Source organism: Amycolatopsis jiangsuensis, from assembly GCF_014204865.1.
Classification (GTDB): Bacteria; Actinomycetota; Actinomycetes; order Mycobacteriales; family Pseudonocardiaceae; genus Amycolatopsis; species Amycolatopsis jiangsuensis.
In genome coordinates, this window is record NZ_JACHMG010000001.1 from 7,848,737 (window position 1) to 7,874,705 (window position 25,969).

Genomic DNA, 25,969 nt, shown 5'->3' on the forward strand with positions numbered 1-25,969 from the left:
GACCGAAAGTGCGGATGGGGCTGGCTCTGCCGCAATACGGCCCTGCGTTGGCGGACGCACGCGGGCTGCGGAAGTTCGCGTCGTCGTCCGAGGAGATCGGGTACGACACGCTCTGGTGCGGGGACCGTCTTTTCACCCCGGTCACACCGGACACCGCTTACCCGGGCGGCGACTACCGGCCCTATCTCGAGCGGATCGCCCGCGGCGCAGAACCGTTCACCCTGGTGGCCACAGCCGCCGCGGTGACCGAACGGGTGCGGTTCAACTTCAGCACACTCAACGCCCCGGTGCACGAACCGGTGCAGCTGGCGCGGACGTTGACCACGCTGGATTTCCTGAGCGACGGCCGGATGAACGCCGGATTCGGGCTCAGCTGGATGCGCGACGAGTACGACGCAGTCGGCCTGTCGTGGGCGCAGCGCGGCAGACGGCTGGACGACATTCTTGATTTCCTGGCGAAGTGGTGGACGACGAATCCGGTCAGCTTCGAGAGCCAAGCGGTGTCCGTCCCGCCCACCCGGGTGGACCTCCGGCCGGTCCAGCCGGGTGGGCCGCCGATCTGGCTCGGTGGGGCCAGTGCGCCCGCGTTTGCCAGGATCGGCCGTCGTGCCGTTGGCTGGCTGGGTTTCGACAGGGTGCCGCAGGAGTTCCTGGCGCCGTTGTGGGAAGTGGCCCGTCGCGCCGCGGATGACGCGGGGCGCGATCCGCAAGCGTTGCAGAGTGCTGTCCGGGTCAACGTCGACCCGGGTGAGAGCCCCGGCGAGGTCGCCGCACGCGTCGAGCGGGTACGGGAGGCCGGCGCGGACGAGGTGGTGGTGGATTACCTCTTCGCTTCGTCCTCAGTGGACGAGACGCTCGATCTCGCGCTGGAGCTCATGGCGCGGCAACGGTGACCGGCCACGGTTGTTCCGGTCATCGCGCGGGACAACTTCGCCAATTCGGCGAGTTTGCGGCTGTCGGCTTCGGAATCGGCGGTGTGGACGGGCAGAGTGTGCGGATGATCGGTGGTGAACAGCATGTGACAGTCCAGGTCCAGCGCGCCGGTCTTGAGGGGCTGGGTCCGTTTCCGGTAATCCTCGTGGTGGGCGTCAGCATCATGGGCGCTCCACGCACCGGCGAACTCCTCGCTCCGGCCGGTGAGCGCGACGATGCGGCCTGCCGGTGCATCGGGCCCCAGCCGAGTGGGGGCCGAGCGCAGCTCGCAGGCGATGGCCCTGCTGTGCTTCGGATGATCGGCAGGCGGGTAGATGCGGTGGGTCTCCGGCCGGGTGAACCACCGGTGGAGCAGGCTCCGATCCAGCCCTTTCTAGCGGGTTGCGTGGTCGAACAGCGTACCCGAGAGCGGGATCTGCACCAGAGCCTCGACGAGCGCGGTGACGATCTGGTCCGGGTGTTCTGCAGCCGGTCCAGGGTACGGAGCATGCCGTGCGGCACCTGGTTCCCGCGCGCCGGAGGTGGGGTGCCTGCCGCATGGAAAGGTGATCGCGCTGTAAACGTTGGCCCTCCACCAACTGGGACGGCTCGGGGCTGGCATACTTCACGAAGAACAAGCTGCTGCCCGCGAATGTAGAAAGCAAATCTGTCCGCGCTGGACTGGAACTGGGACCTGTGCCCGTAGTTCGGTGCGCCGACGATGGACAATGCGGCCGCCCACACGCTGCCGAACTTCGACGGTATGGCCAGGCACGGCTTGGTCCCACAGCGTCGTCAAGTGGTCCACGGCCATGGACCAGGGGCACGACCCACACAACGGCGAATGAGACAACTCACCGGGCTGGTCACGTCAACAGCGGAGACGGTCAGGTCGACTACACGATCGAGTACTACACAATGGGACACCTCACGAAGTTCGTGGAACCGGGTGCATTGCGCATCGACTCCAACGACAACGACAATCACACCGTGCGCCACGTCGCGTGGAGGAACCTGGATGTTCCAAAGCACTGATCGCTTATCAGACCGGCACGAGCGAGCAGAGCGTCCGTGTGAACTCGGGCGACGAGTCCTTAACCGCACTGCCGGCACACACCGCGGCCACGTTCATCTGGTGACAGATGGAGCACTGCCCTGCGGTGCCCTTTCCCGGCCCGGCCGCATGCCACGGTGCGGTGCCTGCCGGGTGATCGCGACGGCGACGCGGTGTAAGGAGAATAACGTGCGCTCCCGGTCGACCCGGCTTGTGAAACCCTTGACTGTCAACGCGACATCCGGAAGCCCGTCGCCGGGTACAAGCACTCCTACGCAGGTGATGCCTTGGTAGTTTCGCGCCGATGTGCACATCTCCGTTTTGCCGGATGTCAGCAGCTGACCCGTCAGCGTATCCGCGGCCCGCGCACGTCCGGTGGCGTCGCTCGACGTACGAGGATGGTCGTGGCCGTAGACGCGATGGGCGAACACGACATCGTTGCCGTCGAGCACGGCCAGGCTCGAGGTCAGACCGGTGTGCAAGCGCAGGTCGCCGACGAACGGGGCGAGTGCTCGCAGCCGTTCGTCCCCGGCCGGCCGGGCGGAGCGTGGATCAACGGCGGTGTAGGAGTTGCTCTCGCGCCGTATGAGACCAGCCGAGCCGAGCGCTTTCAGCAGCCGGTGCGTGGTCGATTTCGCGTAACCGGTCCGCCGGCTCAGTTCCGACAGGTGCGTCGGCCCGCAGGACGAGCACAATTCAGCGTACAGGCGCATCGCCTTGTCGAGAGCCGGCTGGGACTGTTCTTGCACTGTCCTCATAGGAGACATCGTGCCGGCGAACGCTCCGCCGAATCTCAACCGTTTCTCACCGGTCCGGGGGTGGGACACGGCGCCCGCGTCCCACCCCCGGCACCCGGTTCAGATACAAGCATAGGTCGGGAACCCGGCGCAGCCCGCGGCTTCATGGCTGGTGCCGGCAGTGGATGCCTGTGCCGCTTCGACCATGCCGAACCCTGCTCCGAGCAGTGCCAGTGCCAGGAATCCGATTCGGACCTTGCGGCTGAAACGCTTCATGGGTGTTTCCTTTCGGTTGGCCCGGACTGCGCCGGGTCGGGTGGCACGTCCGGCGGTGCCCGCCGGTATGGACTATCCAACGGCGTCCGGAGGCCAAGATCGAGAGCGTGTTCGAGGGGTTGGAACATTCGTGTGCCGACGTCGCGTGCGCGCGGAAAGGCGTGAGTCCGTATGCGAGTGCGGTTGCTGGGTGACGTTCAGGTGCTCGTTGGGGGAACTGTCGCGCACCTCAGGGGTGCGGGCCCGCGGACGGTCCTCGCCGTGCTGGCTGCCCGTGCCAACGCGGCGGTGCCGCTGCCGGAAATTGTCGCGGCACTGTGGGGCCAGGACCCGCCCAAGTCGGCCGAGGGCGCGGTGTACACCTACATCTCCAGTCTGCGAAAGGCGCTGGAGCCGGACGGGGGATCGCAGCAGCGGCCAGGTCCGCTGGTCCGTACCCGCGCTGGTTACACGCTCGTGCTTCCCGGCCGGACACTGGACGTCGCGGAGTTCGAGGAGACTTTGCGTAGCGCGCGCCGGCGCCGGGACACAGGTGACGGGCTGGGAGCGCTTCGGGAGGCCGAGGCTGCGCTGGCGCTCTGGCAGGGGCCCGCGCTGGGCGGGGCGAGTGGTCCGTTCGCGGAGACGGAGCGTACCCGCCTGGACCTCGCCCGACTGGACGCCGAGGAGCTTCGCGCGGAAGCGCTGGTGGCGACGGGGGCCGCGGAGGAGGTAGTGGGCCGGCTGTCAGTGCTGGCCGCCGAGCATCCTTTGCGCGAACGGCTGCACGAGCTGCTGGTGCTCGCGCTCGGGCGGAGCGGTCGGCGGGGCGAGGCGCTGGAGGCGTACCGGCACGCGCGGCAGACCTTGGTGACCGAGCTCGGCATCGAGCCCGGCCCCGTCTTGCAGGAGCTGCATCGGGACGTGCTGGCAGACGACGACCCGGGGCCGAGCGGCCGCCCCAGCGCGGTACCTGCCCAGCTGCCCCGCGAAGTGCCCGGGTTCAGTGGCCGGCGGCATGAACTCGAGTATCTGTTGTACGCGGTCGGGGAAGGTGGCGCGACGCTCGTCACGATCGACGGGATCGGCGGGGCGGGCAAGACGGCGCTGGCGATTCGCCTTGCTCGCCGTCTCGCGCAGTCCTTCCCGGACGGCCAGCTGTTCGTGGATCTTCAAGGCTACGCCGCCGGCCGACGCGGCGTGGGCGTCGAGGATGCGTTGGCCCGGCTCGTCACCGGGCTCGGCGGGCCCGCCGATTTCGGCGGGGATGCCGAGGCCGGGTCGGGGTTGTTCCGGACCATGGCTGCGGGTAAGCGGCTCCTGGTCGTGCTGGACAATGCAGTGGACGCGGCGCAGGTACGCGCTCTGCTGCCCGGCGACCCGCGTTGCCTGGTCATCGTGACCAGCCGCGACAGGATGCCGGGCCTAGTGGCTCGCGACGGTGCGACGCGGGTACACCTCGGCCCGCTGCCGGCGGCGGACGCCGTCGCGCTGCTGCGGTGGCTGCCCGGTACGGACGACCGCGCGGCCACCGAGTTGGCGGCACTGTGCGGAAATCTGCCGCTTGCTCTGCGCGTCGTCGCCGAGCGCATCAGGGACTTCGCCGAGCAAGGCCTGGACGCGCTCGTCGCCGAGCTGCGTGACGAGCGGCGCCGACTGGACGCCTTGGCAGTGCCGGATGACGAGGTCTCGGACGTGCGGGCGGTGTTCTCCTGGTCGTACGCCGCATTGGAGCCTGCGGCCGCCGCGGCCTTCCGCGCGCTCGGCGTGCACCCGGGTGGGGAGATCGACCCCGGCGCGGCCGCCGCCACGGTGGGAGCGGACGCGGATCGGCTGCTCGGTGTGCTCGAGCGCAGGCACCTGCTCGGACGGGCGGCGAACGATAGCTACCGTTGTCACGATCTCATGCGGATCTATGCTGCGGAACGCGTTGGCCGATCGACGGCCGAAGCCGATGCCGCGCGTGCACGCATGTTCGCCTGGTACCTGGACGCGGCCCGTACCGTCCGCACTGTGCTCACCCCGGGGCTCGGTGACGACTGTGCCGAGCCGCCTGTCGCGGATGGGCTGCCCGCGATCAGCGACCATCAGGACGGCGTCGCATGGGCCACCCGGCGGATGGGCTGCCTGGAGGCCATGCTCAGATTGGCCGTCGAGCACGGCCACGACGCAATCGCGACCCGGTTGGCGACGGCATTCGGATCGCTGTATTACTGCACCAGCCGGTGGTCGGAGTGGCTGGAGACCGTCCGCCTCGGCCGAGAAGCCGCCGAACGGCGGGCGGACTCGTCGGCACTGGGCCGATTACGCAACGACGCCGGGGTGGCCTGGCACTTCCTGGGCAAGCCGGAGAAGGCGGCAGCCGAGCACCGCGCGGCGATCGAGATCCTGTCAGGGCAGGACGGGGCGGTGAATCCGGCGGTGCCGGCGAACCTGGCGGTGGCATACTCGATGCTCGGGCGGCAGCTCGATGCGGTGCCCCTGTTGCGCGATGCCTGGCAGGCGGCACAGGACCAGGGGAATCCGCACCTCGAGGCCGTGGTGGCGATCAACTTGTGCGCGGTGCTGTCCGGACTCGGTAACCACGATGACGCGATCGACTGCGGACGCCGCGGCGTCCGGCTCGCGGAGGCCACCGGCGCTGGCCATCTCCTGGGACACGCGTTGACCGAGCTCGGCCAGGCGTGCTCGACGGCGGGACGGCCCGGCGACGCCCGAGAGTGGCTGGTTCAAGCATTCGGACACTGGCACGCCCTCGGCGACGAATGGGGTCGACGTGCGGCCGCTGATGCGCTGGCCGGGCTGCCCCATGGGTTCGGGCTCCCCTGACGGAGGTGATATGGGCGGTAGCACACGCCCACATGGCCAGGGTGAGTGACCTGTCTTCGACCCGATCACGCCGAACAGCTGGACTCGCCGCGTACGGCGTCGGAGGAGACCAGCGACCGCGTCCACGAGCGCCCTCTGTTGGAGCGCTGTGAGCGTATCAACGATCACGTATTCGAGGTCGCGAAAGCAATCTCTGTCTGCAGACCGCCATCGGGGGATGATGCGCCCCGAAGTTTCCGGACAGTCTTCTCATGACTATTTTACGCTGTGGGCTGTTCGAACCAGTACGGCCCGATCACCTGGTTCTCCGTGCCGAGCGTCGCTGTGGAGCCGAAGAAGACGTCATCGGTGCTCCAGACGTACAGCGTCGGCACGGTGGTCTCGCCGATCCGGAGGTTCCGGCGGCTCACGCGGTACCGGTTGAGCGCGGCGGTGAGCGCGCCCGGCTCGGAGAGCAGGGCACGTGCTTGTCGATCTGGCTCGACGCACGGCACCTTCGACTCGGAGAGCCGGCGCAGCACGGCCGCGCCGGCTTCCAGCATCCGCCGCTCGGTGAGCCCGGTCTGCCGCCAACCGGTGATGTACCGAGAACGGAGGCGCTGGTCGCATCGGTGCGGAGGTCATTACCGAGCGCGGCGGGATGGGCGTGAACAGGGCCATGATCGTTTGCGCCCGATCCGGCGCGCGTTCGGCGGCCCACCGAGGCAACCGCGGCGCCTCAGTCGTTACTCGCGAGATGTAGATTCCGCCACGCCAAGGCCTTCGCCATCGTGAGTGCGTCGTCGGAGATCTGTTCGACGCCGTACTCCGACGCCTTCTCGGGTCGCACGCCGGGGGAGTAGCCGCGCTGGTCGGGCGCTACCACCCGGATGCCGGCGGTGCCGAGCGCGCAAACTTGCTCTTCCCACACCCGGCCTGCCTCCGGAAAACCGCGCAGTAGCGCGGAACACCTGGCCCACCTTCGAGTCCGGCCGCAATCGCGTCGAAGGTGCCAGCATCGGTCGTGATGCGCGCACTCTCCATCACGGTCGGCCCGGGCTCACCGAGACCGTCTGGGTCGATTCGACTTCGACGCTGAGGGCGCGGTGCGCGTAGCAGGTGTTGGCGGCCGCGACGAGCAACGATCGTGTCCGCTCATCGTCGATCTTGCCGCGGAGGAACAGGTGGGTGTCGAAGGGGAGGGCGTCGGCCGCGGTGGCGGCACTGACGAAGGTACTGGTCTGCACCAGGCGTGGAGAGCTGATCGGCATCCGGCGCACATCAACATACCGGCAAAGCTGGGTGTGGTAGCAAAACGCTGTGCCGATCGCGAAGTAGGACAGCGGGCTGGGGGCGAGCCGGTTACTCGCGTCGGTCTGCACTTGCCACCGATCGGCGGGTGCTTCGGGGAATCCGACGGCCGTGGTGACGAGCCCGGAGGAAAAGTCGTAGTCACCGGTGGCCGCCACGTGCCACTGTACCGTGCCGCTGTGGTTGTCGGTCAGCATCACGGACCGCTCAGTGCTCCCCGGAAGGATGGTGAGTACTCCGTCCGGAACAGCCTCCGTGTCCGCCGGCGCGGGGCGGTGGGAATGCGCCCGGAAGGGGTCGGCCTCCGGCGGGGAAGTGGATGCGGGAACACCGATAACCCGTGTGGCCTTTCCATTGGTGGTGAGCGCGAATGTCCCCTCGCGGCTGCGGGTCAGCGCGGCGTGCGCGGGCGACGATGACAGTGCGGCCGTCACGATCTCCTCGATCTGCTGTTTCGCCGCGCCTGAGATGACTCGGACGTCCCAGCCGAGGTCGAACACGAGGCCGACGGCCTCGCCGCGGGCGAAGGAACCCTGGGAGGCGAAGCCCTGTGAGACCGTGACGTGGAGGTCGGTGATGGTGATCCCGCTGGCGTCCGCGAGGCGGGCGATTCGCGTGGTCACGTCGCCGTGCAGTCCGGCGGCCCAGTGCATCAGCGGTGCGGGAGCGCGACCGGTCCCCTTGAGGTACTTACCTTCGTCTGCGGGCAGCCGCCAGGACCGCCCCGTCGTGGTGTCCTCGACCAGCCCCTCCTTCTGGAAGCGGTGAATTCCCATCACCTCACAGCGGAATGTGTGTTCTGCCCGCTCCGTCTCGTCTGCGATGCCGGTCCGGCCGGCGGCAGCAACGAAGGCCAGCGGGTACGGGGAGTCGGCGAGGTCGGGGTCGCCGGTCTGCGGTAGCGGTGTCGTTGTCGCGTCGTGCATGGTGGTGTCCTTTCCGGCGAAGCGCGCTCGGCGCCGGGGCGGGGTCAACTGCCTGCGGGCTGGTGCCGCAGAGCGGCCGTGATGTAGCGGCGCAGGAATTCGTGTTTGCGTCCAGAGATGTCGTGATCGGAGAGGTTGTCGATCCGATCGTCGAAGGCGCTGAGGGTCAGTGCTCCGACTGAGAACAGATAAGCCCATTCATGGAAACCGGCGGGGCGGCCGGGCAGTACCGCATCCAATTTCGTGATGAACGCGCGGGCCATCGGGTCGAAGAGATCTTTGATGACCGACCGTTGCTGGCTGGAGGGATCGGCTGCCTCGCGCAGGACGAGACGGGCGAACGAGACGTTCTCGGGCTCGGTGTGCATGGCCAGGACCGGGTCGACGAATGCGGCGATCAACCGGTCGAGCGCGTCCGGCGCGGCGGTGTCTGTGATCGTCTCCAACCGGGTGAGGCGTTCGTCGTTGACGTACTGACGAGCCTCGAAGATCGACCGGTACAGCCCGTCCTTGGTGGTGAAGTGGTAGACGACCAAGGAGAGACCCACGCCGGCGGCGTCAGCCACCTCACGCATCGTCGCGCCGTCGAACCCCTTCTGGGCGAAGATCTTCTCCGCAGCCCGCAGGATCTGGCCGGCGCGGCCTCGGTTCGGCTTCCGTGTGCCCCGGACCGGGTTGGTGCTGTCGGTCACCGCGGGAGTGCGAGCAGACTCTCGGCTTCCTCCACGTTCGCCACGGTGGAGTCCAGGTCGCGAACAAGGCGCACGGCGCGTTCGACCAGGGGAAGATTGCCTGGACTCAGTTCACCCTTGCGTAGGTAGAGGCAGTCCTCGAGACCGGCGCGGGCGTTGCCGCCGAGTGCGAGTCCCATGGCGGTGAGCGTGAGGTTCGCACGCCCGATCGCGATCACCTGCCAGCGGGAACCCTCCGGCAGTCGGCGCACCATGGTGACCAGGTTGTCCGGAGTCGCGGCCATGCCTCCGGCGACGCCGAGCACCAGGGAAAACTGCAGAGGCCCGTCGCCGAGCAGCCCTTCGTCGCGAAGCCGCAGGCAGGCATCCAAGTGGCCGGTGTCGTAGATTTCCAGCTCAGGCTTGACACCGAGATCGAGCATGCGTCGGGCGAGCTCACGAACTTGCCGGTACGGATTGCGGAACTCCGCTGTTCCGAAGCTCATGGTGCAGGGGTTTAACGTGGCCATACGCGGGCGCAGTTCGACGAGAGCGGCTCGATCCTCGAACGGCACATCGAGCCCGACGCCGGTCGAGAGCTGGACCAGTATTGGGCAGCGTTCGGCGATGAGATCCAGGGTCCGCCGTGCGATGGACAGGTTCGCCGTCGGCCGGTCGGACTCGTCGCGAAGATGGATGTGCGCGACCGCTGCTCCCGCCTCATAAGCTTGCTGCACCGCCGTTGCGATTTCTTCCGGCTGAGTCGGAAGGTCTGGATTGTCGGTCTTCGAGGCGACTGGCCCGGTGGGCGCGACTGTGAGCACGACACTCATGCGGACTCCAAAACGACCGGCTTCACTGCGGACGGCTCCAACTGTACGTACGTACAGTCCGTTGGTCAACCAGGTGACGACAGTGGTGGTCGAGCCGCTCGCGGCTCGAGGGTGCTGCGGCGAACGGCTGCACCGTGCCGAGGGCCGGCCGGTCGGGCTCGGGCAATGCCGCGGCCTAGCCGCCTGCCCGACGGCCGAAGCCCATCGCGTCGGCCAGTCCCACTCCGCCGTGGATGACCCAGGGATAACTCGACGCGACGTCGCCGGCCGCGAAGAGCCGTGCGGGATGGGCCGGCCCTCGGGATCGAGCACGCGGCCGTCGCCGTCCTTGCGAAGCCCTCCCAACGTCGTGATCAGCAAACCCGGCCACCGCAAGCCGTAGAACGGAGCACGGGCGATCGGCCGCAGATGCATTGCTGGCCGGCCGAACACAGGGTCCGCGTCGTGCGCGACGAACTCGCTGTACCGTGCGAGCCCCACCTCGAGACCCGCCGGATCGACTCCCAGTTCGGTCGCCAGCTCGCCGACCGTGTCCGCCTTCTCGATCCAGCCGCGGGCGATCTCGGCCTGGTTGTCGTCGCTCCAGCGGTAACGCTCGATCTGCCTCATCCAGGATGCCGGGTACACTTCGCACGGTCAGACGAGCGGACCCGCTGCGCGGCCGTCCTCGTCGAAGATCGTCCACATCGGAAAGCCCGGAAAGAAGTCGAAGCTGCCGCGCTGGGCAGTCTTGCCGTGCCGGCTCTCGACCGAATCGTCGCAGAAGCGCCGTCCGTCCGCTCCGACGTAGATGAACCGCGAGTCCTGTGGCTGCGCGTATTCACCGGTCTCGCAGGGCGGTATGCGGATCCCGGGCATGGTCATGTAGTTGTCAGGGTGCGCGAGGTCGTCGCAGACCTTCTGGCCGATGCGTATGCCGTCGCCGGTGTTGCCCGGGCTGCCCCACGGCAGTCGCAGATAGTTGCGGGCCATCTCGGAGTCGTTGGTGAAACCGCCCGAGGCCAGGACCACGGCCCGGTTCGCCCACAGCGTCTGTGGTCCGTCGGGGCCGTTCGCACGCAGACCGTCGACCCCGCCGCCGGGACCGGTGACGAGTCGGTGGCGCGCGTGCCGTAAAGCACGCGGATGCCGCGCGACCGCAACGCGCCTGACGGGCGTCCGCACCGTAGGGGATCCGTACGATTTCGGCGTGCGGGCCGGTGAACGGAACCCCCTCGTCGCGCGGTATCCGGCCGAGCACCCCTGCGGCGCGGGCGCGGATCCAGTCGTCGTTCTGGACCGTCTCCGCGGCCCACGCCCGCACGACGTCCTCGGGCACTGGGTACTCCTGGCCCCGCTCACGCAGGTGCTTTTCGGCGAGCTCCACGTCGACGGGGTACGACCACACCTGACCGGAGACACAGGAGTTCCCACCGGCGAGCGGTTCCGGCATCTTCTCGAGAACAAGCACGTCTGCGCCCGCGTTTTGGGCGGTGATGGCGGCCGCGATACCGGCGGGACCGAACCCGACGACGATGACGTCGGCATTTCGGTTCCCGGTCCCCGTGGCATCGCACAACGCTCCTCCCGGCGGATTTCCGGAACTCAGGTGATGTCTTCGGGAAACGCGGGCGTGCAGTAGATGTTCGTATGCCCGCCCGCGGCCACGAGGTCGACTGCAGCAGCACGCCATGTGTCGTAGTGTGGTGTTTCATGGTGGGCGCCGCGGAAAGCTTCCTCGTCGGTGTAGACCTCGTAGAGGACGAATTTCGTGGGATCGTCGGTCTGCTGGTGGACGTCGAGATGCAAGCAGCCGGATTCCTCACGGACCGACGCGCGTGCCTGTGTCCGGATCGCACGGCGGAAAGTGCCGACCTGGTCGGGTTTGACAGTGATGAAACGAAGACGGAGAACATCAGCGGTGGTCTTTCGCCACGGCTGCCTTGCGCCACTTGGCGTCCTCGACGTCCGCCGGCGTATCGTCATAGGCGGCGGTGATGAACTCGAGCATGTGCCCGTCCACGATGTCACGGATGTAGCAGCCCCGGCCGCCGTAGAAGTGGTTCACACCACGCTCGTTGTAGAGCGGACTCGTGTACGGCTCCACGGAGTGTGCCTCCAGCCTTTCGAGAACCCGGTCCATTTCCTCTTCGGTGATCAGAAAGCACAGGTGCTGCGGGGCGACGTGGTCGTTCCACTCGGCATCTTTGACGTTCATGAACTCGAGGTCGGTCTCGCCGACGTGGACCTTGACGAACGGGCCCCACGCGGTGGTCTCGATGCCGAGCAGTTCGGACAGGAAACCAGCTGCGGAGACCTTGTCGTTGGTGAAGACGATGGTGTGGTTGAGCGTGGCAGGCATGGTTACTCCTCCTCGGTGTGCGTCATGACGGGTAGAAAATGCGGGTTTCCGTGTCACTGTGACTCCGCGGACGCGGGATCGAGCGCGTGCAGGCCGGCCTCGGCCACGGCCATGTCCTGCCGGTAGTGCCCGCCGCTCACGCCGATGCCGCCGACGACCGCTCCGTCGATCGTGATCGGGTAGCCGCCGCCGAACACGGCGAGGCGGTCGATGCCGGTCGGCGCTCCGAGGCGCAGCGGCTCATCCTCCTTGATGAAGTCGAACCAGCCGTCCGTGGCCATCCCGAAGCCGGCGGCGGTGTATGCCTTGTCGTGGGCGATCTGTACCGACTGCACCGGCGCGCCGTCCATGCGGGCGAACGCCTTCTGCACTCCGGATTCGTCCACCACGGAGACGGCGAACGCGCCCCCGTCCTCGACGGCCTTCACGACCGCGTACCGCAAGATTTCCTGTGCCAGTCCGAGAGTGACCGATGGGCGGTTGTACGTGTGTTCCATGGTTTTTCGCTCTCTCCTCAAGAAGTTCGCGCGATGTCGGTGTTACCGGCTGCCGCGGAGCCGGTGATGCGGGCGAGCAGTTCGCGAACCGTGTCGTACCTGCCGATGACCGTGAAGAACCGGATCGAGTCCGGAACTGCCACCATGGCCAGTGCTCCGCAGCAGAGACCGGCGGCTCCACCCGCCACGAACATGCCCTGCCAGCCTGCCGCCGGAAGGACCCACACCGCAACGAATCCGACCAGCACCCCACCAAGCCCAAGCCCGGCGAGGTCGATGGTGACGCTCATCAGCCGGCGACGAGCGGGGCAGTACTCGGGGATCACCGCGACGAGATTCGGCAGTAGGCCACCCATGCCCAGCGTCGTCAGGAGCCTCAGCACCACGAGTTCCACGGGAGTTGTGGCCAATGCGGTGGCCAGAGTGCCCACCGAAAAGACCGCGATGCTTGCCAGCAGGATGCGCCGGCGGCCGAACCGTTTGCCGATCGCGCTGGCGATGATGCCGCCGACGGTCAGGCCGATGAGCCCGACGGTCGCCGCTGCGGTGAAGCTTTGGGGTGAGACACCCCAGTCCCCGGCCATGGCGGGAACGGCGAAGCCGATCATCTGGGTGTCGTGCCCGTCAATGATCGTGATGATCGTGCAGACGACGAGGACACGGCTCTGGAGGTCGGGAAAGCGAGCCTGGTCGATCCCTTTCGCTACGTCGATCGTGCATTCGGACACGGCCGGGTCCTTCCTTCAACGCTGAGGAGGGTCTAGAGCCGCCGCGGCAGGACTACTTCAGTCGCCCGTCTGCACGGTCTTGTCTTTCCGACGACCGAAGTGCAGGACCAACGCTAGCCGAGATCGTGCGCAAGGGGAACAGCAGGAAGAAAGAATGTTTCACTATTCAGAACCGTAGGGTGCTCATTCTGAGACCTAGACGGTGGGCGGCGGCTGCGTGAGCTCGATCAGCCGTGGCGCGAACTCGATCATCCGCTGCCGTGTCCACCGACTCTCCGGGCCGGACACCGACACCGACATCTCGGTGCCTGCCAAGGCGACCGAAATCCCGTTGACGCCAGGGTGGTTGACACCTGAGGAGATCGCGTAGCCCTGCTTGACGATGCGCCGGGTATCCCGTCGCAGCCGCAACTCGCCCTCGGAGCCCTCCTGTGCGGCGATTTTGTCGATCTCCTCGTCGGACAGGCTGGCGAGGATGGCCATGCCCGAACTGCCGCGGCTGAGGAAGGTCAGTTCGCCCGCAGTCCACACGCGCCGGAGCGGATGGGCGGTGCTCTCCGCGCCGGTGATCAACACGGCCCGGTCGCCGACGCGGCGGTGCAGGGTGGCCGACTCCTCGGTCTCCTCGGCCAGCTTCTCGAGCATCGGCACGTAGGCGGTGTATTGGTCATAGTTGGGCAGCGCCGAGGCACCGAGCGCGTAGAGCCTGCTGCCACCGCGGTATCCGCCGCCCTCGGCGTGCTCGACGAATGACTCCTCCTGCAGGACCCGCAGCAGCCGGTAGACCAGGCTCTTGCCGAACCCGGTCTGCCGAACGAGGTCGTCGAGCATCAACGGCCGCGACGACCTGCTGACGAGCTCGAGGACGAGCAGGGCGCGCCGGGCGGTGTCACCGCCTGCGGTAGGGCGAGGTTCAGGCATGCGTTCCAGGCTAGCGCGCCGCGGAAGCCTGCGGGCGGTGTCTCGGAAAGTGCCCGCTGTCGTACCGGTGGCGTTGACACCGCCGACGCATTCACCTAACTTTGAGTTCTATATATTGAATCTGTAAGTTTCGGTAGGTGAACCCTTGATGACTCGTCCCGCTCCTGGAATCCGGCTTCGCGAGCTGCTGGCAGATGGGCGGCTGGTCGTCGCACCAGGTGTGTTCGATGGCATCTCGGCCCATCTGGTCAAGCGCATGGGGTTCGCCTGCGGTTACCTGACCGGCGGTGGCGTCGCCGCATCCGGCTTCGGCGTACCGGATCTGGGGCTGGTGACCGCGACGGAGATGGCAGACCGGGCGGCGCTGTTCGCCGAGGTGCTCGGCGAGGTTCCGCTGATCGCGGACGCGGACACCGGCTACGGCGGCCCGATCAACGTGGCGCGCACCATCCGGGCCTACGAGCGCGCGGGTGTGGCTGCGATCCAGCTCGAGGACCAGGCCTTCCCCAAACGATGTGGTCATCTTCCCGACAAGGAACTGGTTTCCGAGTCGGAATTCGTTGCCAAGCTTGGTGCCGCACTGGACGTGCGGGAGGATTCGCTGATCATCGCTCGTACCGACGCTCGCGGCGTGCTCGGGCTGGAGGCAGCGATCGACCGCGTGAACACCTATGCTGCGGCAGGCGCCGATGTCGTTTTCGTCGAGGCGCCGCAGTCGAATCAGGAAATCGCCGAAATCGCCAAGAACGTCACCGCACCATTGCTGATTAACCTGGTGCAGGGCGGCCGGACACCGATCCGCGGCGCCGAGTACCTGCAGGATCTCGGCTACGCCATCGCGATCCACCCGGCCACACCGCTGCTCGCCGTGGCCAACACGATGGTCGACGCCTACGCGGAGCTGGGTGGCACCCGTCCCGAGGTGACCGCCTCAGAGGTCACCGGCTTCTTCGATCTCCTCGGCCTCGAGGAGTGGTTCGCCGTCGGCGAGAAGTGGGGAAAGTCCTGACATGGGCATGACGATGATCGACAAGATCCTGGCAAGAGCCTCCGGACTCGACGAAGTCCAGGTCGGACAGACCGTCGCCGTCGACGTCGACATGGCGGTGTTGATCGACCTGCAGTTCACCACGAACTGGGTCGAGCCGCTGAAGATCAACGACCCGGACAAGGTGGCGGTCGTTCTCGACCACGCGGTGCCGGCACCATCGGCGGAGGACGCGGTGTGCGGCCAACGGGCCCGCGCGTTCGTCGGAAAGTTCGGTGTGGATCGGTTTTACGACATCGGCAGGCACGGCATCTGTCATCAGGTGATCGCCGAGAACGGACTGGCGCTGCCCGGACAGGTCCTGGCGTGCACCGACTCGCACACCTGCGCCGCCGGCGCCTACAACACCGCGGCGCGCGGGCTCGGGATCGCCGAGGTCTACTCGGTGATGTGCACCGGCAAAACCTGGTTCACGGTGGCCCCCACGATCCGCTATGAGCTGGTGGGGGAGAAGCCCGAGCACGTCAGCGGCAAGGATGTCTTCCTGCACCTCGCAGGCACCTACGGAGACGCGACCAACCACAACCTGGAGTACGGCGGCCCCGGCCTCGGGTCCCTTCCGATGAACGATCGGCGCACCATCGCAACCCAGGGCGCGGAGATCTCGGCGGATTTCAGTACCTTCGGCGTCGACGACCGGTGCCGCGCGGCACTGGCTGCGGTCACAGATCGCCCTTTGGTGCCAGCGGATCCCGATCCCGACGCCACCTATACCGAGGTCCGAACGATCGACCTGTCGGCGCTGGTCCCGTACGTCGCGCGCCCAGGGACAGTCAGCCACAACAGCCTGCCGATCACCGAGATCGAGAACCGCCGGGTCGACCAGTGCTTCATCGGGTCCTGCGCGAACGGCCAGCTCGACGACTTGCGCATTGCCGCAGAGATACTCCGCGGGCGGCGGGTCGCCGACGGTGTGCGGCTCATCGTCACCCCGGCGTCGCAGGCGGTGTACCGGGACGCGATGCGCTTGGGCTATCTGCAGGAGATCGCCGACGCGGGCGGCGTGGTCACGAATTCCACGTGCGGTGCCTGCTTCGGTTACCACATGGGGGTCGTTGGACCGGGCGAGGTATGCCTAACCGCCTCGACCCGCAACTTCAAGGGCCGGATGGGTAGCACCGAGGCCGAGATCTATATGAGCTCCCCCGCGACGGTCGCGGCTTCCGCCGTGACCGGCGTGATCACCGACCCGCGAAAGGTACTCGCATGAGCGGGATCGTTGAAGGGCGCGTGTGGATCGTCGGTGATTCGGTCAATACCGACGCCATGTACCCTGCGTTCGCGCTGAAGATGCCCTATGCCGAAGCCGCGCAGCACGTCTTCCACCAACTGCGTCCAGGGTGGACGGACGAGGTGCGGCCCGGCGACATTGTCGTGGCCGGGCACAATTTCGGCATCGGCTCTTCCCGGCCGGTGTCCAAGCTGTTCACCGAACTCGGGGTCGCCGCACTGATCGCCGAAGAGTTCAACTCGCTGTTCTACCGCAACTGCATCAACTACGGCCTTCCCGCTCTGACCGTGCCGGGTGTGGCCACCGCTTTCCACGACGGCGAGATCGCCCGGCTCGACATCACCGAGGGCGTGGTCGAGAACCGCACCACCGGTGCCCGGTTCGACGTGCCCGCGCTGCCCGCAATGCTGCTCGACATCCTCGACGCGGGGGGACTGATGCCTCGCCTTGCCCGCGACGGCTACCTGCCGGCGTGACCGCCGCGTCGCACGCTCGACCCTTTCCATTCGATTGATCAGGGAGAACCGTCATGCCAACGGAGGAGACGAAACGCGCCCTCGTCGTGGGACTGGGAGTGACCGGCATCTCGACCGCGGTCGGACTGCGTTCGGCGGGCTGGACCCCGGTGATCGTGGAGCGCGCCCCGCGGCGGCGGACCGGCGGTCACATGATCGGGATGTACGACTCCGGCCGGTCGGCCGCGAAGCGGCTAGGGATACTGGCTCATCTACGCGACCGCGCCTCGGTCCTGCCGCACCTCGACATCGACCGCGGTCGCCGCAGGAAGGTGGGGATGTCCTTTCAGGACCTGCCGGGCACGCCGTGGATGATGCTGCGCGGGGACGTGGAACGGGCTGCGTACGCGACACTGCCCGAGGATGTGGAGATCCGGTACTCCACCACGCCCACCGTTGTCGAACAGGACGACGACGGTGTCGATGTGACCCTGTTGAACACCGCGGACGGCACCTCGAAAACCGAGCGCTTCGCACTGGTGGTCGGCGCGGACGGGGTGCGCTCCACGGTGCGGTCACTGGTCTTCGGACCACACGAGGACCACGTCGAGCGGCTGAACTACATGGTCGTCGGCTATACCTACCCGGGCGCGCCGCGCGGACTGGCCATGGGGCAGGGCTGCAGCCTCCTCGAGCCGGATCGCTCGATGTGGGTGTTCGCCTACCGCGACGCCGACCCGACGGTGCTGTTTCAGTACCGCACCGACGACGTCGAGGCCGAGTTCACGCAGAGCCCGGTCGAGCGCGTCAAGGCCGTGTACGGTACCGAGCCGCTGGGCGAGACGCTCGGTGATGCGGTGGCGACCATGGCGGACGCGGATGAGGTGCTGTTCGATTCCTGCGATCAGGTCAAGATGAAGTCCTGGCGCAAGGGGCGGGTCGTCCTCATCGGTGACTCGGCCTGGTGCCTGACCCTGTTCGCCGGGATGGGCGTGTCCGCAGGACTGGCCGGGGCCGACCTGCTCCGCGCCGCACTCAGCAGGCACACCGAGAACCTCAACGCCGGATTGGCCGAGTGGGAACGGACGCTGAAGCCCTACGTCCGGGAGTTCCAGCGGCTCGCCCACGTCCAGCGTGTCACCTGGGTGCCCGACAACAAGAAGCAGATCCGGATCCGCCGGGTGCTCGTCCGGGTGCGCCGATTCCGGCTCGGCGCCCGTCTGCTGGACCGCTTCACGCCATTCGAGGTCACCCGGGCCTGGAAAGAGGCCGACATCGTGCTCGGCCCTGCCGAAACCGACCCCAGCCGGGGCCCGGCCCGGGCGGCCTGAACCCGCCGACGCATCGCCATCCGTGGGAGGTCAATGGTGACTCTGCTCCGACTCGACACGAGCATTCGCACGAAGGGTTCGGTGAGCCGCGAAATCGCCGACACCCTCGAACGCGCGTATCTCGCCCAGCGGTCCGACGGCGGAATCGTCCGCCGCGACCTGGGGACGAACCCGATTCAGGCGGATGTCTGGGCGCCTGCGGCGATGGCGCGCTACACCCCCGAGCAGGAGTGGACCGGGGCCACCCTCCCCGCGCTCGCCGTGGCACGGGAACTGGCGGACGAGCTGATCGCTGCGGACGTGGTCGTGATCGCCACCCCGCTCTACAACTACGGGGTGTCCCAGCACCTCAAGGCGTGGGTGGACATGATCATCGCCGACGACCGCTTCGCACCGCGGACACTCCCGCTGCCCGGCAAACCGGTCGCACTGGTCGTCGCGCGCGGCGGTGGTTACCGCGCTGGCGCGCCGAAGGAGGGCTGGGATCACGCCACGAGCTGGATCGTCCGGATCCTGTCCGAGGTGTGGGGTGCGGACGTCACGCTGATCGACACGGAGCTGACGCTGGCCGACAAGGCGCCCGATTTGCTTCGGTTCCAAGATCTTGCCGCGGAGCTGCGGGCCAGCGCGCACGAGCTGGCCGAGAAGGCCGGCAAGGACTTCGGCCGGATCGCGACATGACCGGCACCGAGGCGTCGCGATGACCGAGGCACCCTGGCTCCGGAACTATCCCGGCGGTCTCCCGTCGCACATCACGCCCGAGTACGGATCGGTACTGGACGCGTTCGACGCGCACATCGCCGAGAATCCCGATCGCGACGCGATCGCGTACTTCGACGGCGCGATCACCTATCGCGAACTCGACGACCGGGCATGCGCCCTCGCCGCTGCCCTGTCCACGCGGGGCTTCGGGCCAGGGGACCGGCTTGCCCTGTACTTGCAGAACGATCCCGCGTTCGTCGTCGGTTTGCTGGCGGCCTGGAGAGCCCGCGCGGTGGCGGTGCCGGTCAATCCGATGAACAAGGCGCGGGAGGTCACGTACCTGCTGCAGGACTCGGGTGCGGCGGCCGTCCTCACCCTGGACGGCCTGTACCACTCGGTTCTCCGCGAAGTGGTCGGTAGTGGCAGCACCGCGGTACGGCAGGTGTTCGTCGCCTCCGCGCTGGATGACCAGACGAGGAACGATCGGCGGGTGCTGCCTGCCACCGCCGCCGCGATCACTGGTCCGGATGTCGTGCTGCTGAGCACCGTGTACGCCCGGTTCGCGGGCCAGGCTTGCGCTTCGGCTCCCACGGATCCCGCCTCGCCTGCCGTCCTCACCTATACCTCCGGGACCACCGGCGTGCCGAAGGGCGCGATCAACACCCACCGTGGTCTGGCCTTCGCCGGCCAGATCTACCGCGAGTGGATGGGCCTCGGCAGCGACGACGTCATCCTGGGGATCGCCCCGCTGTTCCACATCACCGGTCTGGTCGGGCACGTGTGTGCCGCGTTGGTCAGCGGCTGCCGGCTCGTCCTGGTGCACCGTTTCGAGGGCAGCGTGGTGCTCGATGCCATCCGGGAACACCGCCCGACGTTCACCGTCGGCGCCATCACCGCGTTCACCAATCTGGCCGGCGCCGAGGGGGCGACCAAGGAGGACTTCGCGTCTCTGCGGGCGGTCTACTCAGGTGGTGCGCCCATCGCGCCGGAACTCCGCGAACGGATCCGGGACCGGATAGGGATCGTCATCCACAACATCTACGGGATGACCGAGACGACGTCGCCGGCGCACGCCGTGCCGCTCGGGGTGGCCACCCCGGTCGATCCCGGGACCGGCGCGTTGTCGATCGGCTTGCCGGTCTTCAACACGCGGGCCCGGATTCTCGACGACGACGGAACGGTCCTGCCGCCCGGCAAGCTCGGCGAGCTGGCGATATCCGGGCCCCAGGTGGTGCCCGGCTACTGGAACAAGCCGGTGGACACTGCGGACCGGATCACCGGCGGCGAGATCCGCACCGGGGACGTCGGGCTGATGGATGCCGAGGGTTGGTTCTACCTGGTCGACCGGAAATCGGACGTGATCATCGCCTCGGGGTACAAGGTGTGGCCCCGCGAGGTCGAGGACGTCCTGCTCGGGCATCCCGCGGTGCGGGAGGCCGCGGTGGTCGGCGTCCCGGATGAGTACCGTGGGCAGACGGTGCGAGCCGTCGTGTCGCTGCGGGCGGGCGCCGCCGTGACCGACGGCGAGCTGATCGCGTTCTGCCGGGACCGGCTGGCCGCCTACAAGTGTCCCCGTGCCGTCGAGTTCGTCGGTGAGCTGCCGAAGAACGCCGCTGGGAAAGTTCTCCGGCGAGGGCTCCGGTGAGGCTCGCGAAGGCAGGCCGCACCCATGGGTGCGGCGCGGGACAGCACGCTCCCGCGCGACCTGCGGGACGAAGTCCTCGCCGTGCCCCTCAACCGTCCTGCGCGGCCGAACGCGTTCACCACGGCGATGGCGGAGGAGCCGATCGACGTCTACGAGTCGGCGAACTCCGACGACGAGGTCCGGGCGATCGTGGTGACCGAAGCGTGCCCCACGTTTTGCGCAGGGACGGATCTTCGCGGTACCGGCAACGTGTTCGGGCTCGATTAGACGCAGCGGCCCACGATGGCGGAGCTGCGCAGCCGCTTCGACGAGCCGAAGACCGTCGCTGGCGTCCGGGACACCGGGTACGGCTGGCGTTCGCCAATTTTTGCCTGCACCAAACCGGTGATCGCCGCGATCAACGGCGCCGCGATCGGTACTGGCGCCACAATGACCCTGCAAATGGACGTCCGGCTCGCCTCCTCGGTCGCCCGCATCGGCTTCGTGTTCGGACGGTCGGGGATTGTGCCGGAGGCCGCCTCCACCTGGTTCCCGCCGTGACTCCTCGGGAGCAGGCGTGCACTCGAATGGACCTACTCAGCCAAGCTGTTCACGGCCGAGTACGCGAGGGAGGACGGGTTGGTCCGCTCCGTCCATCGGCCCGGCGAGCTGCTGGGCGCCGCCCGGGAGCTCGCTCACCGTTTCGTCGACAGCCGTTCGCCCGTTGCTGTCGCGTCGACGCGACAGATGACGCACCGCAACAGTGCCGCAGCCCACGGCAGAGGCACCGGGTGGAGCCGTTGTCGACGTTCTACACCGGCATCGGAGACGGCACGGAAGGCGTCCGCGCCCTCCTCGAGAAGCGCGCGCCCCGGTTCGAGGGGCGAGCGAACAGGCTTCCCGATGTTTCGCCTCATAGCCCGGTCAGTCCGCCGGTTCTCGTCACACCGTCTCCGTCGTGGGGCCGGTGCCGTCCGATTCAGATCCCGGAGTGTGTCTCATGGCAGCGCATCTTCTCGGTACCCGGCCCGCTTTCCTCGACGGGCGCCCGAAACAACTGCTTATCGACGGCGAATGGGTCGACGCGGCGGCGGGTGAGACCATCGATTCGATCGATCCGTCCACCGGCGAGACGCTCGGAAGTGTCGCCCGTGGCACTGCCGTGGACGTCGACCGTGCCGTGCGGGCGGCTCGCCGAGCCTTCGAAGCGGGGCCGTGGCGCCGGTTCACCACGGGGGAGCGCTCCCTCGTGCTCAACCGGCTCGCGGACCTCATCGAGGACAACGGTGCGGAGTTCATGCACATCGACGCGATGGACATGGGTACGCCGGTGAAGTTCCAGCAATTCCTGCTGGGCGTCACTCTCAACAACCTGCGTTACGCCGCCGCCAAGGCGCTGGACCTCAACGGCGCTACCATCCCCAACTCGATCCCCGGCGGCCAGGTATTCACCTACACCTTGCGCGAGCCGGTCGGCGTAGTCGGCGGGATCATCCCGTGGAACGGCCCGCTTTTCCAGGCGAGCTGGAAGCTCGGCGCCGCGCTCGCGACCGGCTGCACTCTGGTCCTCAAACCCGCCGAACAGGCTTCGTTCGCACCGCTGCTGCTCGGCCGCCTCAGCCTCGAGGCCGGGATTCCGCCGGGCGTGGTGAACGTCGTGACCGGGGACGGGGAGGCCGGTGCGGCTTTGGCCGAACACCACGACGTGGACAAAATCGCGTTCACCGGCTCCACCGAGACGGGGCGGCAGGTTATCCGCGCCTCGGCGGGCAACGTCAAGAAGCTCACCCTGGAGCTCGGAGGAAAGTCCCCGGACATCGTGTTCGCCGACGCCGACCTGGACGAGGCGGTCCCGGGTGCCGCGATGGCGACGTTCGTCGCCTCCGGTCAATCATGCATGGCAGGTACTCGGCTCTACGTCGAGCGCACGATTTTCGAGGAGTTCACCGAGCGGGTCGCGGCGTTCGCGAACTCGCTCAAGGTCGGCAACAGCCTCGATCCGGACACCGATCTCGGACCGCTGGTCTCCGCACAACAGCTCGAGCGCGTCACCGGCTACCTGCAGGCGGGACAGGCGGCCGGCGCCCGCGCGCTTTCCGGTGGTGGCCGGCTCACCACCGACGGCAATGCCTCGGGCTTCTTCATCTCGCCGACCACGTTCGTCGATGTCGACGATGCCATGCCGATCGCGCGGGAGGAGATCTTCGGCCCGGTGATCTCGGCGATGCCCTTTGCCGACGTCGACGAGGTGGTCGGCCGGGCCAACGCCACCAGCTATGGCCTGGCGAGCGGATTGTGGACGACCAACGTGAATACCGTGCAGCGGGTCACGAAGGGACTACAAGCGGGCACTGTCTTTGTCAACAACTACGGCTTGGCGGACCCCGCGGTGCCCTTCGGCGGGTACAAGACCTCTGGCTACGGCAGGGAAAACGGCCACGAGCAGTACGACGCCTACCTCAACACCAAATCGATCTTCCTCAAGACCACATGAGCCGCGCGATCAGTTCAGCGCGTCTACCGCACAGTCGCAAGTTCCATGACGGGACGAGTCGGAGGCAGGGTCGCTCTGGTCACCGGGGTGGCGCGGGGCCAGGGCCGCGGCCATGTGCTGCGACTGGCGCAGGGGTGCGGACATCACGTCGGGGACCTCCGCGCGGACGCGGCGACACCGTACGGTGTCGCGACGGAGGCCGACCTCGCCGAGACGGTGCTGCTCGTCGAGGACCTCGGCCGGCGGGTACTGAGCCGGGTCGCCGATGCCCGGGACCTCCCGGCGATGGAAGGGACTGTCGCGGACGGCATCGCCGCGCTCGGGCAGCTCGACATCGTGGTAGTCAACGCCGGGATCTGCTCGATGGGCCGGTATGGGAGATCACGGAGGGAACTTGGCAGGAAATGCTCGACACCAATTTGCGCGGTGTCTGGAAGACGATTCGCGCGGCCGTTCCCGCGCTCTTGGACCATGGCTCCGGCAGGGTCGGCCGCGCTCACGAGCTCGATCGCGGGCCTGTCCGCCTACGCCAACATGGGACATGCGCTGGAACTCGCACCGGTTCCGGTGCGGCACGATCCACCCGACGACCGTCGACATCGCGATGGTGAATAACGGGCCACCTATGCCGCGGTCACCGGAAAACCGGCGCCACCCGTGTCGACGCGGACCCCGCCTTCGCCACCGTGAACGCCATCGAAGTGGGCTTCATCGACCGGGCCGACGTCAGCGACGCCGTGCTCTCCATGGCCTCGGAGGAAGCGCGGTACGTCACGGGCACGACCCACGGGATCGACGCGGGCGCACTGGCACCGTCCCGGATCCCGCACGGGTGAACCCTCGGCCCGGGTGTCCGATCGACAGGAAAGAAGAGTGACCTCCGGTGAGGGGCCGTGGTCGGTGGCGCTTCGTCTGTCTTGAAGTTCGTCACGGCCGCGAGACACCGCCTCCGTCGGGCGGACCGGCACCACGGTCGGTTTCGGCTCCGATGTCCTGCAGCGCGTCGACAACGTGCCTGAAGGCGGCGAGGTCAGCGGTGCCCACGCGGTCGGTGAGCTTCTCCTCAAGCTGCTGGTAGAGATGGGCCACGACGTCTCGCGATTCCAGCCCGAACGGCGTTGGCTTGACGATGCGGACGCGACGATCGGCTTCACTGGTCCCGATGACGACGTACCCGAGTTTCTGCAATCCCTCAGCCTGCCGGCTGATGGCCTGCTTGCTCACCCCCGCAGCGCGTGCGATGGCGACGATCGTCGCGCCTTCCGGAGTGATATTGCGCATCACGTTGCCTGCTCGCGCCGGCGTGATGTCGTAGCCCGCAGCTCGCAGGCCCTGCTCAAGGTAAGTTGTCATGGCGACGACAGCGCGCTGAACGAAGCTGCCGATGAGGCCGGGCATCGGATCGTTCCAGACGCCACCATCCGGCCCCGGCTCGCCGCTCACGGATCTTGACGGAGAAGACACCTCACCAGTGTAGAGACGACGTTCGAGCCTCTGCGCCGCGCCGCGCGCACTGGCACTCATCCGGAGTCCTTTTCTGTGGAGAACGTGTCGGCGCGAAGTGCTCACCCGGCGTTCGCCGGGCAACGGCTAGCGTTGACGACGATCTCCGCTGCGCCCTCGGCGATCGCGCAGTCGGTCGCGTCGGTGTTCCCGGACGGGATCGAGGGGATGAGCGAGCCGTCGCCCACCCACAGGCCGACGATGCCTCAGGCCCGCAGCTGCCGGTCGACCACCGCCGTCGGGTGCTTTCATGGCGCAGGAGCTGACCGGGTGGAAACAGGTGGTCACCGTCGCTCGTGCGACCTCTCGGAGAATGTCGTCGTCATCGGCTTGCGGACCGGGCGCGGTTTCCTCGCCAAACTGACGGTGTCAGCGGAGCAGCTCGGCCGATCTGCTGGCGATCCTGAGCCCGGCGACCATGACGTCGAGGTCGGCGGTCATCGGCGAGGTAGTTCGGCTCGACCACCGGGGCCGTTTCGAGGCCGGGCGCGGCCAGGCGCACGGTGCCGCGGCTGCGGGGGTCATCGAGGAGGCCACGATCGTGTAGCCCGACGCGGGCGGTGTGGTGCCGGCCAGGGGATATGGCACGTCGAGGCACCGGATCTGCAGATCAGGGCCGGTGGCCGCGTGCGGACGAGCCCGAGAACCTCGGCTTGGTTGGCAGTGCCGTCGGGCACCGCGCTGCGCGGACCGGTAGACGATTCCGCTGGCCGGGTGGTCGTGCAGGTTGTGTCCGACCCTCGGGCAGCTCGGCCATCTGCGCGGTGCCGAGGTCGGCGAGGTGGCTCACCGGGCCGATGCCGGACAACAACAGCAACTGGGGCGAGCCGATCGCGCCGGCCGTGGCCACGATTTCCTTCCGGCATCCGGCCGAGCTCGTCCTGCCGTCGGAGGAAGAGACGACGCCGGTGGCCCGGCAGTTCTTGAACAGCATGCGGTGCACGAGCGCATCGGTGACAACGGTGAGCTTGGGCCGGGCGCGCACGGGAGAGAGTAGGCGTCCGCGACGCTTTGCCGCTTTTCCGCGACGATGGTCAGGTCCGCGGCTCCGAGGCCCTCGCCGAGGCCGCTGCTGATGTCGCACACGCGGCCTTACCCTGCGGCCGCCGCGGAGTCCAGACAGGCCGATGACACCGGGTTGAGGGATGTGGCCTGGGTGACTCTGGGTGGCCCGTCTTGTCCCCGGATGCCTGGATCGCGCCGGCGTCTGCTCGCTCCGGTGCCGGTGGGGTAACAGGCCGTCGTATCCCCAGCCGGCCAGTCCGGATCCGGCCCAAGCGTCGTAGCTCGACCGATGACCTCGGACGTAGATCATTCCCTTGATCGCCGAGGACCCACCGAGCTCCCGGCCACGGGGAAAGGCAACGGCAGGCCTCGCCGCACGGGCAGGCGTGTGCTCACCCGAGCTTCCGCTCGGTCCAGCTCAGCCGTCCGGGCCGCGGGTGCGGGGTTCACGGCCGGGGAACGAGCGGGCCCTGCTTCCATGGTCAGGATTTGGACGGCGGGATCGGCCGAGCGCCGGGCCGCGAGCACGCTGCCCGCGGTTCCATCACCGACCACCAGGTAGTCCGGCGTCGGATGCGTGCC

27 protein-coding genes and 3 pseudogenes are annotated in these 25,969 nt (G+C 67.8%); 13 read left to right on the forward strand and 17 right to left on the reverse strand.

What is annotated here, in order from left to right; all coding sequences use genetic code 11:
• Positions 1 to 14 precede the first annotated feature (14 nt).
• Complete coding sequence (locus BJY18_RS35175) at positions 15 to 893, forward strand: TIGR03619 family F420-dependent LLM class oxidoreductase (protein WP_221460234.1); 879 nt, start codon at positions 15 to 17, stop codon at positions 891 to 893.
• Here BJY18_RS35175 and BJY18_RS38185 read toward each other — a convergent pair.
• The 3 genes from BJY18_RS38185 to BJY18_RS35190 all read right to left on the reverse strand — a co-directional run bounded on the left by BJY18_RS38185 (position 821) and on the right by BJY18_RS35190 (position 2,979).
• A complete protein-coding gene (locus BJY18_RS38185; RefSeq protein WP_184785043.1) occupies positions 821 to 1,300 on the reverse strand; it encodes an MmyB family transcriptional regulator in 480 nt (159 codons plus the stop codon). The two genes, BJY18_RS35175 and BJY18_RS38185, sit on opposite strands and share 73 nt — an antisense overlap.
• A gap of 740 nt (positions 1,301 to 2,040) precedes the next feature.
• The gene (locus BJY18_RS35185) at positions 2,041 to 2,679 is read right to left on the reverse strand and encodes a helix-turn-helix domain-containing protein (protein WP_184784135.1); all 639 of its coding nucleotides are present in this window, start codon (positions 2,677 to 2,679) and stop codon (positions 2,041 to 2,043) included.
• A 144-nt stretch (positions 2,680 to 2,823) separates the two neighbouring features.
• Positions 2,824 to 2,979 (reverse strand): hypothetical protein, encoded by a 156-nt coding sequence (locus tag BJY18_RS35190; protein WP_184784136.1) that lies wholly within the window; start codon positions 2,977 to 2,979, stop codon positions 2,824 to 2,826.
• 261 nt (positions 2,980 to 3,240) lie between these two features.
• Here BJY18_RS35190 and BJY18_RS35195 point away from each other — a divergent pair, with 261 nt between their 5' ends.
• Positions 3,241 to 5,787, forward strand: a complete 2,547-nt coding sequence (locus BJY18_RS35195) for an AfsR/SARP family transcriptional regulator (protein WP_184784137.1) — start codon at positions 3,241 to 3,243, stop codon at positions 5,785 to 5,787.
• Positions 5,788 to 6,047: 260 nt separating this feature from the next.
• Here the strand turns inward: BJY18_RS35195 and BJY18_RS35200 are convergent, their stop codons facing one another.
• The 11 genes and pseudogenes from BJY18_RS35200 to BJY18_RS35255 form a co-directional block, all read right to left on the reverse strand.
• Positions 6,048 to 6,329: a hypothetical protein gene (locus BJY18_RS35200; RefSeq protein WP_184784138.1), complete on the reverse strand. Its 282-nt coding sequence runs from the start codon at positions 6,327 to 6,329 to the stop codon at positions 6,048 to 6,050.
• Between the two features lie 176 nt (positions 6,330 to 6,505).
• The gene (locus BJY18_RS37630; RefSeq protein WP_184784139.1) at positions 6,506 to 6,697 is read right to left on the reverse strand and encodes an alpha/beta fold hydrolase; all 192 of its coding nucleotides are present in this window, start codon (positions 6,695 to 6,697) and stop codon (positions 6,506 to 6,508) included.
• 112 nt (positions 6,698 to 6,809) lie between these two features.
• Entirely contained in the window at positions 6,810 to 8,003 is a 1,194-nt protein-coding gene (locus BJY18_RS35210; protein ID WP_184784140.1) for an OsmC family protein, read from the reverse strand.
• Between the two features lie 44 nt (positions 8,004 to 8,047).
• Positions 8,048 to 8,695 carry a TetR/AcrR family transcriptional regulator gene (locus tag BJY18_RS35215; RefSeq protein ID WP_221458140.1) on the reverse strand — a complete coding sequence of 216 codons (648 nt, stop codon included), beginning with the start codon at positions 8,693 to 8,695 and terminating at the stop codon, positions 8,048 to 8,050.
• The gene (locus BJY18_RS37290; protein ID WP_246459068.1) at positions 8,692 to 10,116 is read right to left on the reverse strand and encodes a beta-keto acid cleavage family enzyme; all 1,425 of its coding nucleotides are present in this window, start codon (positions 10,114 to 10,116) and stop codon (positions 8,692 to 8,694) included. Before BJY18_RS37290 ends, BJY18_RS35215 begins: the two co-directional genes overlap by 4 nt.
• 27 nt (positions 10,117 to 10,143) lie before the next feature.
• Positions 10,144 to 11,179, reverse strand: a pseudogene (locus tag BJY18_RS35230) (FAD-binding protein).
• A complete protein-coding gene (locus BJY18_RS35235) occupies positions 11,092 to 11,472 on the reverse strand; it encodes a putative quinol monooxygenase (protein ID WP_184784143.1) in 381 nt (126 codons plus the stop codon). Before BJY18_RS35235 ends, BJY18_RS35230 begins: the two are co-directional and overlap by 88 nt.
• A complete protein-coding gene (locus BJY18_RS35240) occupies positions 11,402 to 11,848 on the reverse strand; it encodes a VOC family protein (RefSeq protein ID WP_184784144.1) in 447 nt (148 codons plus the stop codon). Before BJY18_RS35240 ends, BJY18_RS35235 begins: the two co-directional genes overlap by 71 nt.
• A gap of 53 nt (positions 11,849 to 11,901) precedes the next feature.
• The gene (locus tag BJY18_RS35245; protein ID WP_184784145.1) at positions 11,902 to 12,345 is read right to left on the reverse strand and encodes a GlcG/HbpS family heme-binding protein; all 444 of its coding nucleotides are present in this window, start codon (positions 12,343 to 12,345) and stop codon (positions 11,902 to 11,904) included.
• 17 nt (positions 12,346 to 12,362) lie between these two features.
• Entirely contained in the window at positions 12,363 to 13,073 is a 711-nt protein-coding gene (locus tag BJY18_RS35250; protein WP_184784146.1) for an MFS transporter, read from the reverse strand.
• Positions 13,074 to 13,268: 195 nt separating this feature from the next.
• Positions 13,269 to 13,994, reverse strand: a complete 726-nt coding sequence (locus BJY18_RS35255) for an IclR family transcriptional regulator (protein ID WP_184784147.1) — start codon at positions 13,992 to 13,994, stop codon at positions 13,269 to 13,271.
• Positions 13,995 to 14,142: 148 nt separating this feature from the next.
• On the opposite strand from BJY18_RS35255, the gene BJY18_RS35260 reads away from it, so the two are divergent.
• From BJY18_RS35260 to BJY18_RS35305, 10 genes and pseudogenes are all read left to right on the forward strand, one after another.
• The gene (locus BJY18_RS35260; RefSeq protein WP_184784148.1) at positions 14,143 to 15,003 is read left to right on the forward strand and encodes an isocitrate lyase/PEP mutase family protein; all 861 of its coding nucleotides are present in this window, start codon (positions 14,143 to 14,145) and stop codon (positions 15,001 to 15,003) included.
• A gap of 1 nt (position 15,004) precedes the next feature.
• A complete protein-coding gene (locus BJY18_RS35265) occupies positions 15,005 to 16,252 on the forward strand; it encodes a 3-isopropylmalate dehydratase large subunit (RefSeq protein ID WP_184784149.1) in 1,248 nt (415 codons plus the stop codon).
• The gene (locus BJY18_RS35270; protein ID WP_184784150.1) at positions 16,249 to 16,749 is read left to right on the forward strand and encodes a LeuD/DmdB family oxidoreductase small subunit; all 501 of its coding nucleotides are present in this window, start codon (positions 16,249 to 16,251) and stop codon (positions 16,747 to 16,749) included. Before BJY18_RS35265 ends, BJY18_RS35270 begins: the two co-directional genes overlap by 4 nt.
• A gap of 53 nt (positions 16,750 to 16,802) precedes the next feature.
• Entirely contained in the window at positions 16,803 to 18,059 is a 1,257-nt protein-coding gene (locus tag BJY18_RS35275) for an FAD-dependent monooxygenase (protein ID WP_184784151.1), read from the forward strand.
• Between the two features lie 33 nt (positions 18,060 to 18,092).
• Positions 18,093 to 18,740 (forward strand): FMN-dependent NADH-azoreductase, encoded by a 648-nt coding sequence (locus tag BJY18_RS35280; RefSeq protein ID WP_184784152.1) that lies wholly within the window; start codon positions 18,093 to 18,095, stop codon positions 18,738 to 18,740.
• Positions 18,741 to 18,759: 19 nt separating this feature from the next.
• On the forward strand, positions 18,760 to 20,406 hold the full coding sequence (locus BJY18_RS35285; RefSeq protein ID WP_184784153.1) for a class I adenylate-forming enzyme family protein: 1,647 nt from the start codon (positions 18,760 to 18,762) through the stop codon (positions 20,404 to 20,406).
• Positions 20,407 to 20,430: 24 nt separating this feature from the next.
• Positions 20,431 to 20,946 (forward strand): annotated as a pseudogene (locus BJY18_RS37295) (enoyl-CoA hydratase-related protein).
• Positions 20,947 to 21,385: 439 nt separating this feature from the next.
• On the forward strand, positions 21,386 to 22,879 hold the full coding sequence (locus tag BJY18_RS35295) for an aldehyde dehydrogenase family protein (RefSeq protein WP_184784154.1): 1,494 nt from the start codon (positions 21,386 to 21,388) through the stop codon (positions 22,877 to 22,879).
• Between the two features lie 45 nt (positions 22,880 to 22,924).
• A complete protein-coding gene (locus tag BJY18_RS35300; RefSeq protein ID WP_184784155.1) occupies positions 22,925 to 23,494 on the forward strand; it encodes an SDR family NAD(P)-dependent oxidoreductase in 570 nt (189 codons plus the stop codon).
• 71 nt (positions 23,495 to 23,565) lie between these two features.
• Positions 23,566 to 23,715 carry a hypothetical protein gene (locus BJY18_RS35305; protein WP_184784156.1) on the forward strand — a complete coding sequence of 50 codons (150 nt, stop codon included), beginning with the start codon at positions 23,566 to 23,568 and terminating at the stop codon, positions 23,713 to 23,715.
• Between the two features lie 91 nt (positions 23,716 to 23,806).
• On the opposite strand, the gene BJY18_RS35310 is transcribed toward BJY18_RS35305, so the two are convergent.
• Together BJY18_RS35310 and BJY18_RS37635 are read right to left on the reverse strand one after the other, a co-directional pair.
• Entirely contained in the window at positions 23,807 to 24,403 is a 597-nt protein-coding gene (locus BJY18_RS35310) for a MarR family winged helix-turn-helix transcriptional regulator (RefSeq protein WP_184784157.1), read from the reverse strand.
• 41 nt (positions 24,404 to 24,444) lie between these two features.
• Positions 24,445 to 24,570 carry a hypothetical protein gene (locus BJY18_RS37635; protein WP_281393737.1) on the reverse strand — a complete coding sequence of 42 codons (126 nt, stop codon included), beginning with the start codon at positions 24,568 to 24,570 and terminating at the stop codon, positions 24,445 to 24,447.
• A 230-nt stretch (positions 24,571 to 24,800) separates the two neighbouring features.
• On the opposite strand from BJY18_RS37635, the gene BJY18_RS37640 reads away from it, so the two are divergent.
• Positions 24,801 to 24,929, forward strand: a complete 129-nt coding sequence (locus tag BJY18_RS37640) for a hypothetical protein (RefSeq protein WP_281393738.1) — start codon at positions 24,801 to 24,803, stop codon at positions 24,927 to 24,929.
• Positions 24,930 to 24,992: 63 nt separating this feature from the next.
• On the opposite strand, the pseudogene BJY18_RS35315 reads toward BJY18_RS37640, so the two are convergent.
• Positions 24,993 to 25,745: pseudogene (locus BJY18_RS35315) on the reverse strand (GMC family oxidoreductase N-terminal domain-containing protein); the annotation flags it as partial.
• Between the last annotated feature and the right edge of the window lie 224 nt (positions 25,746 to 25,969).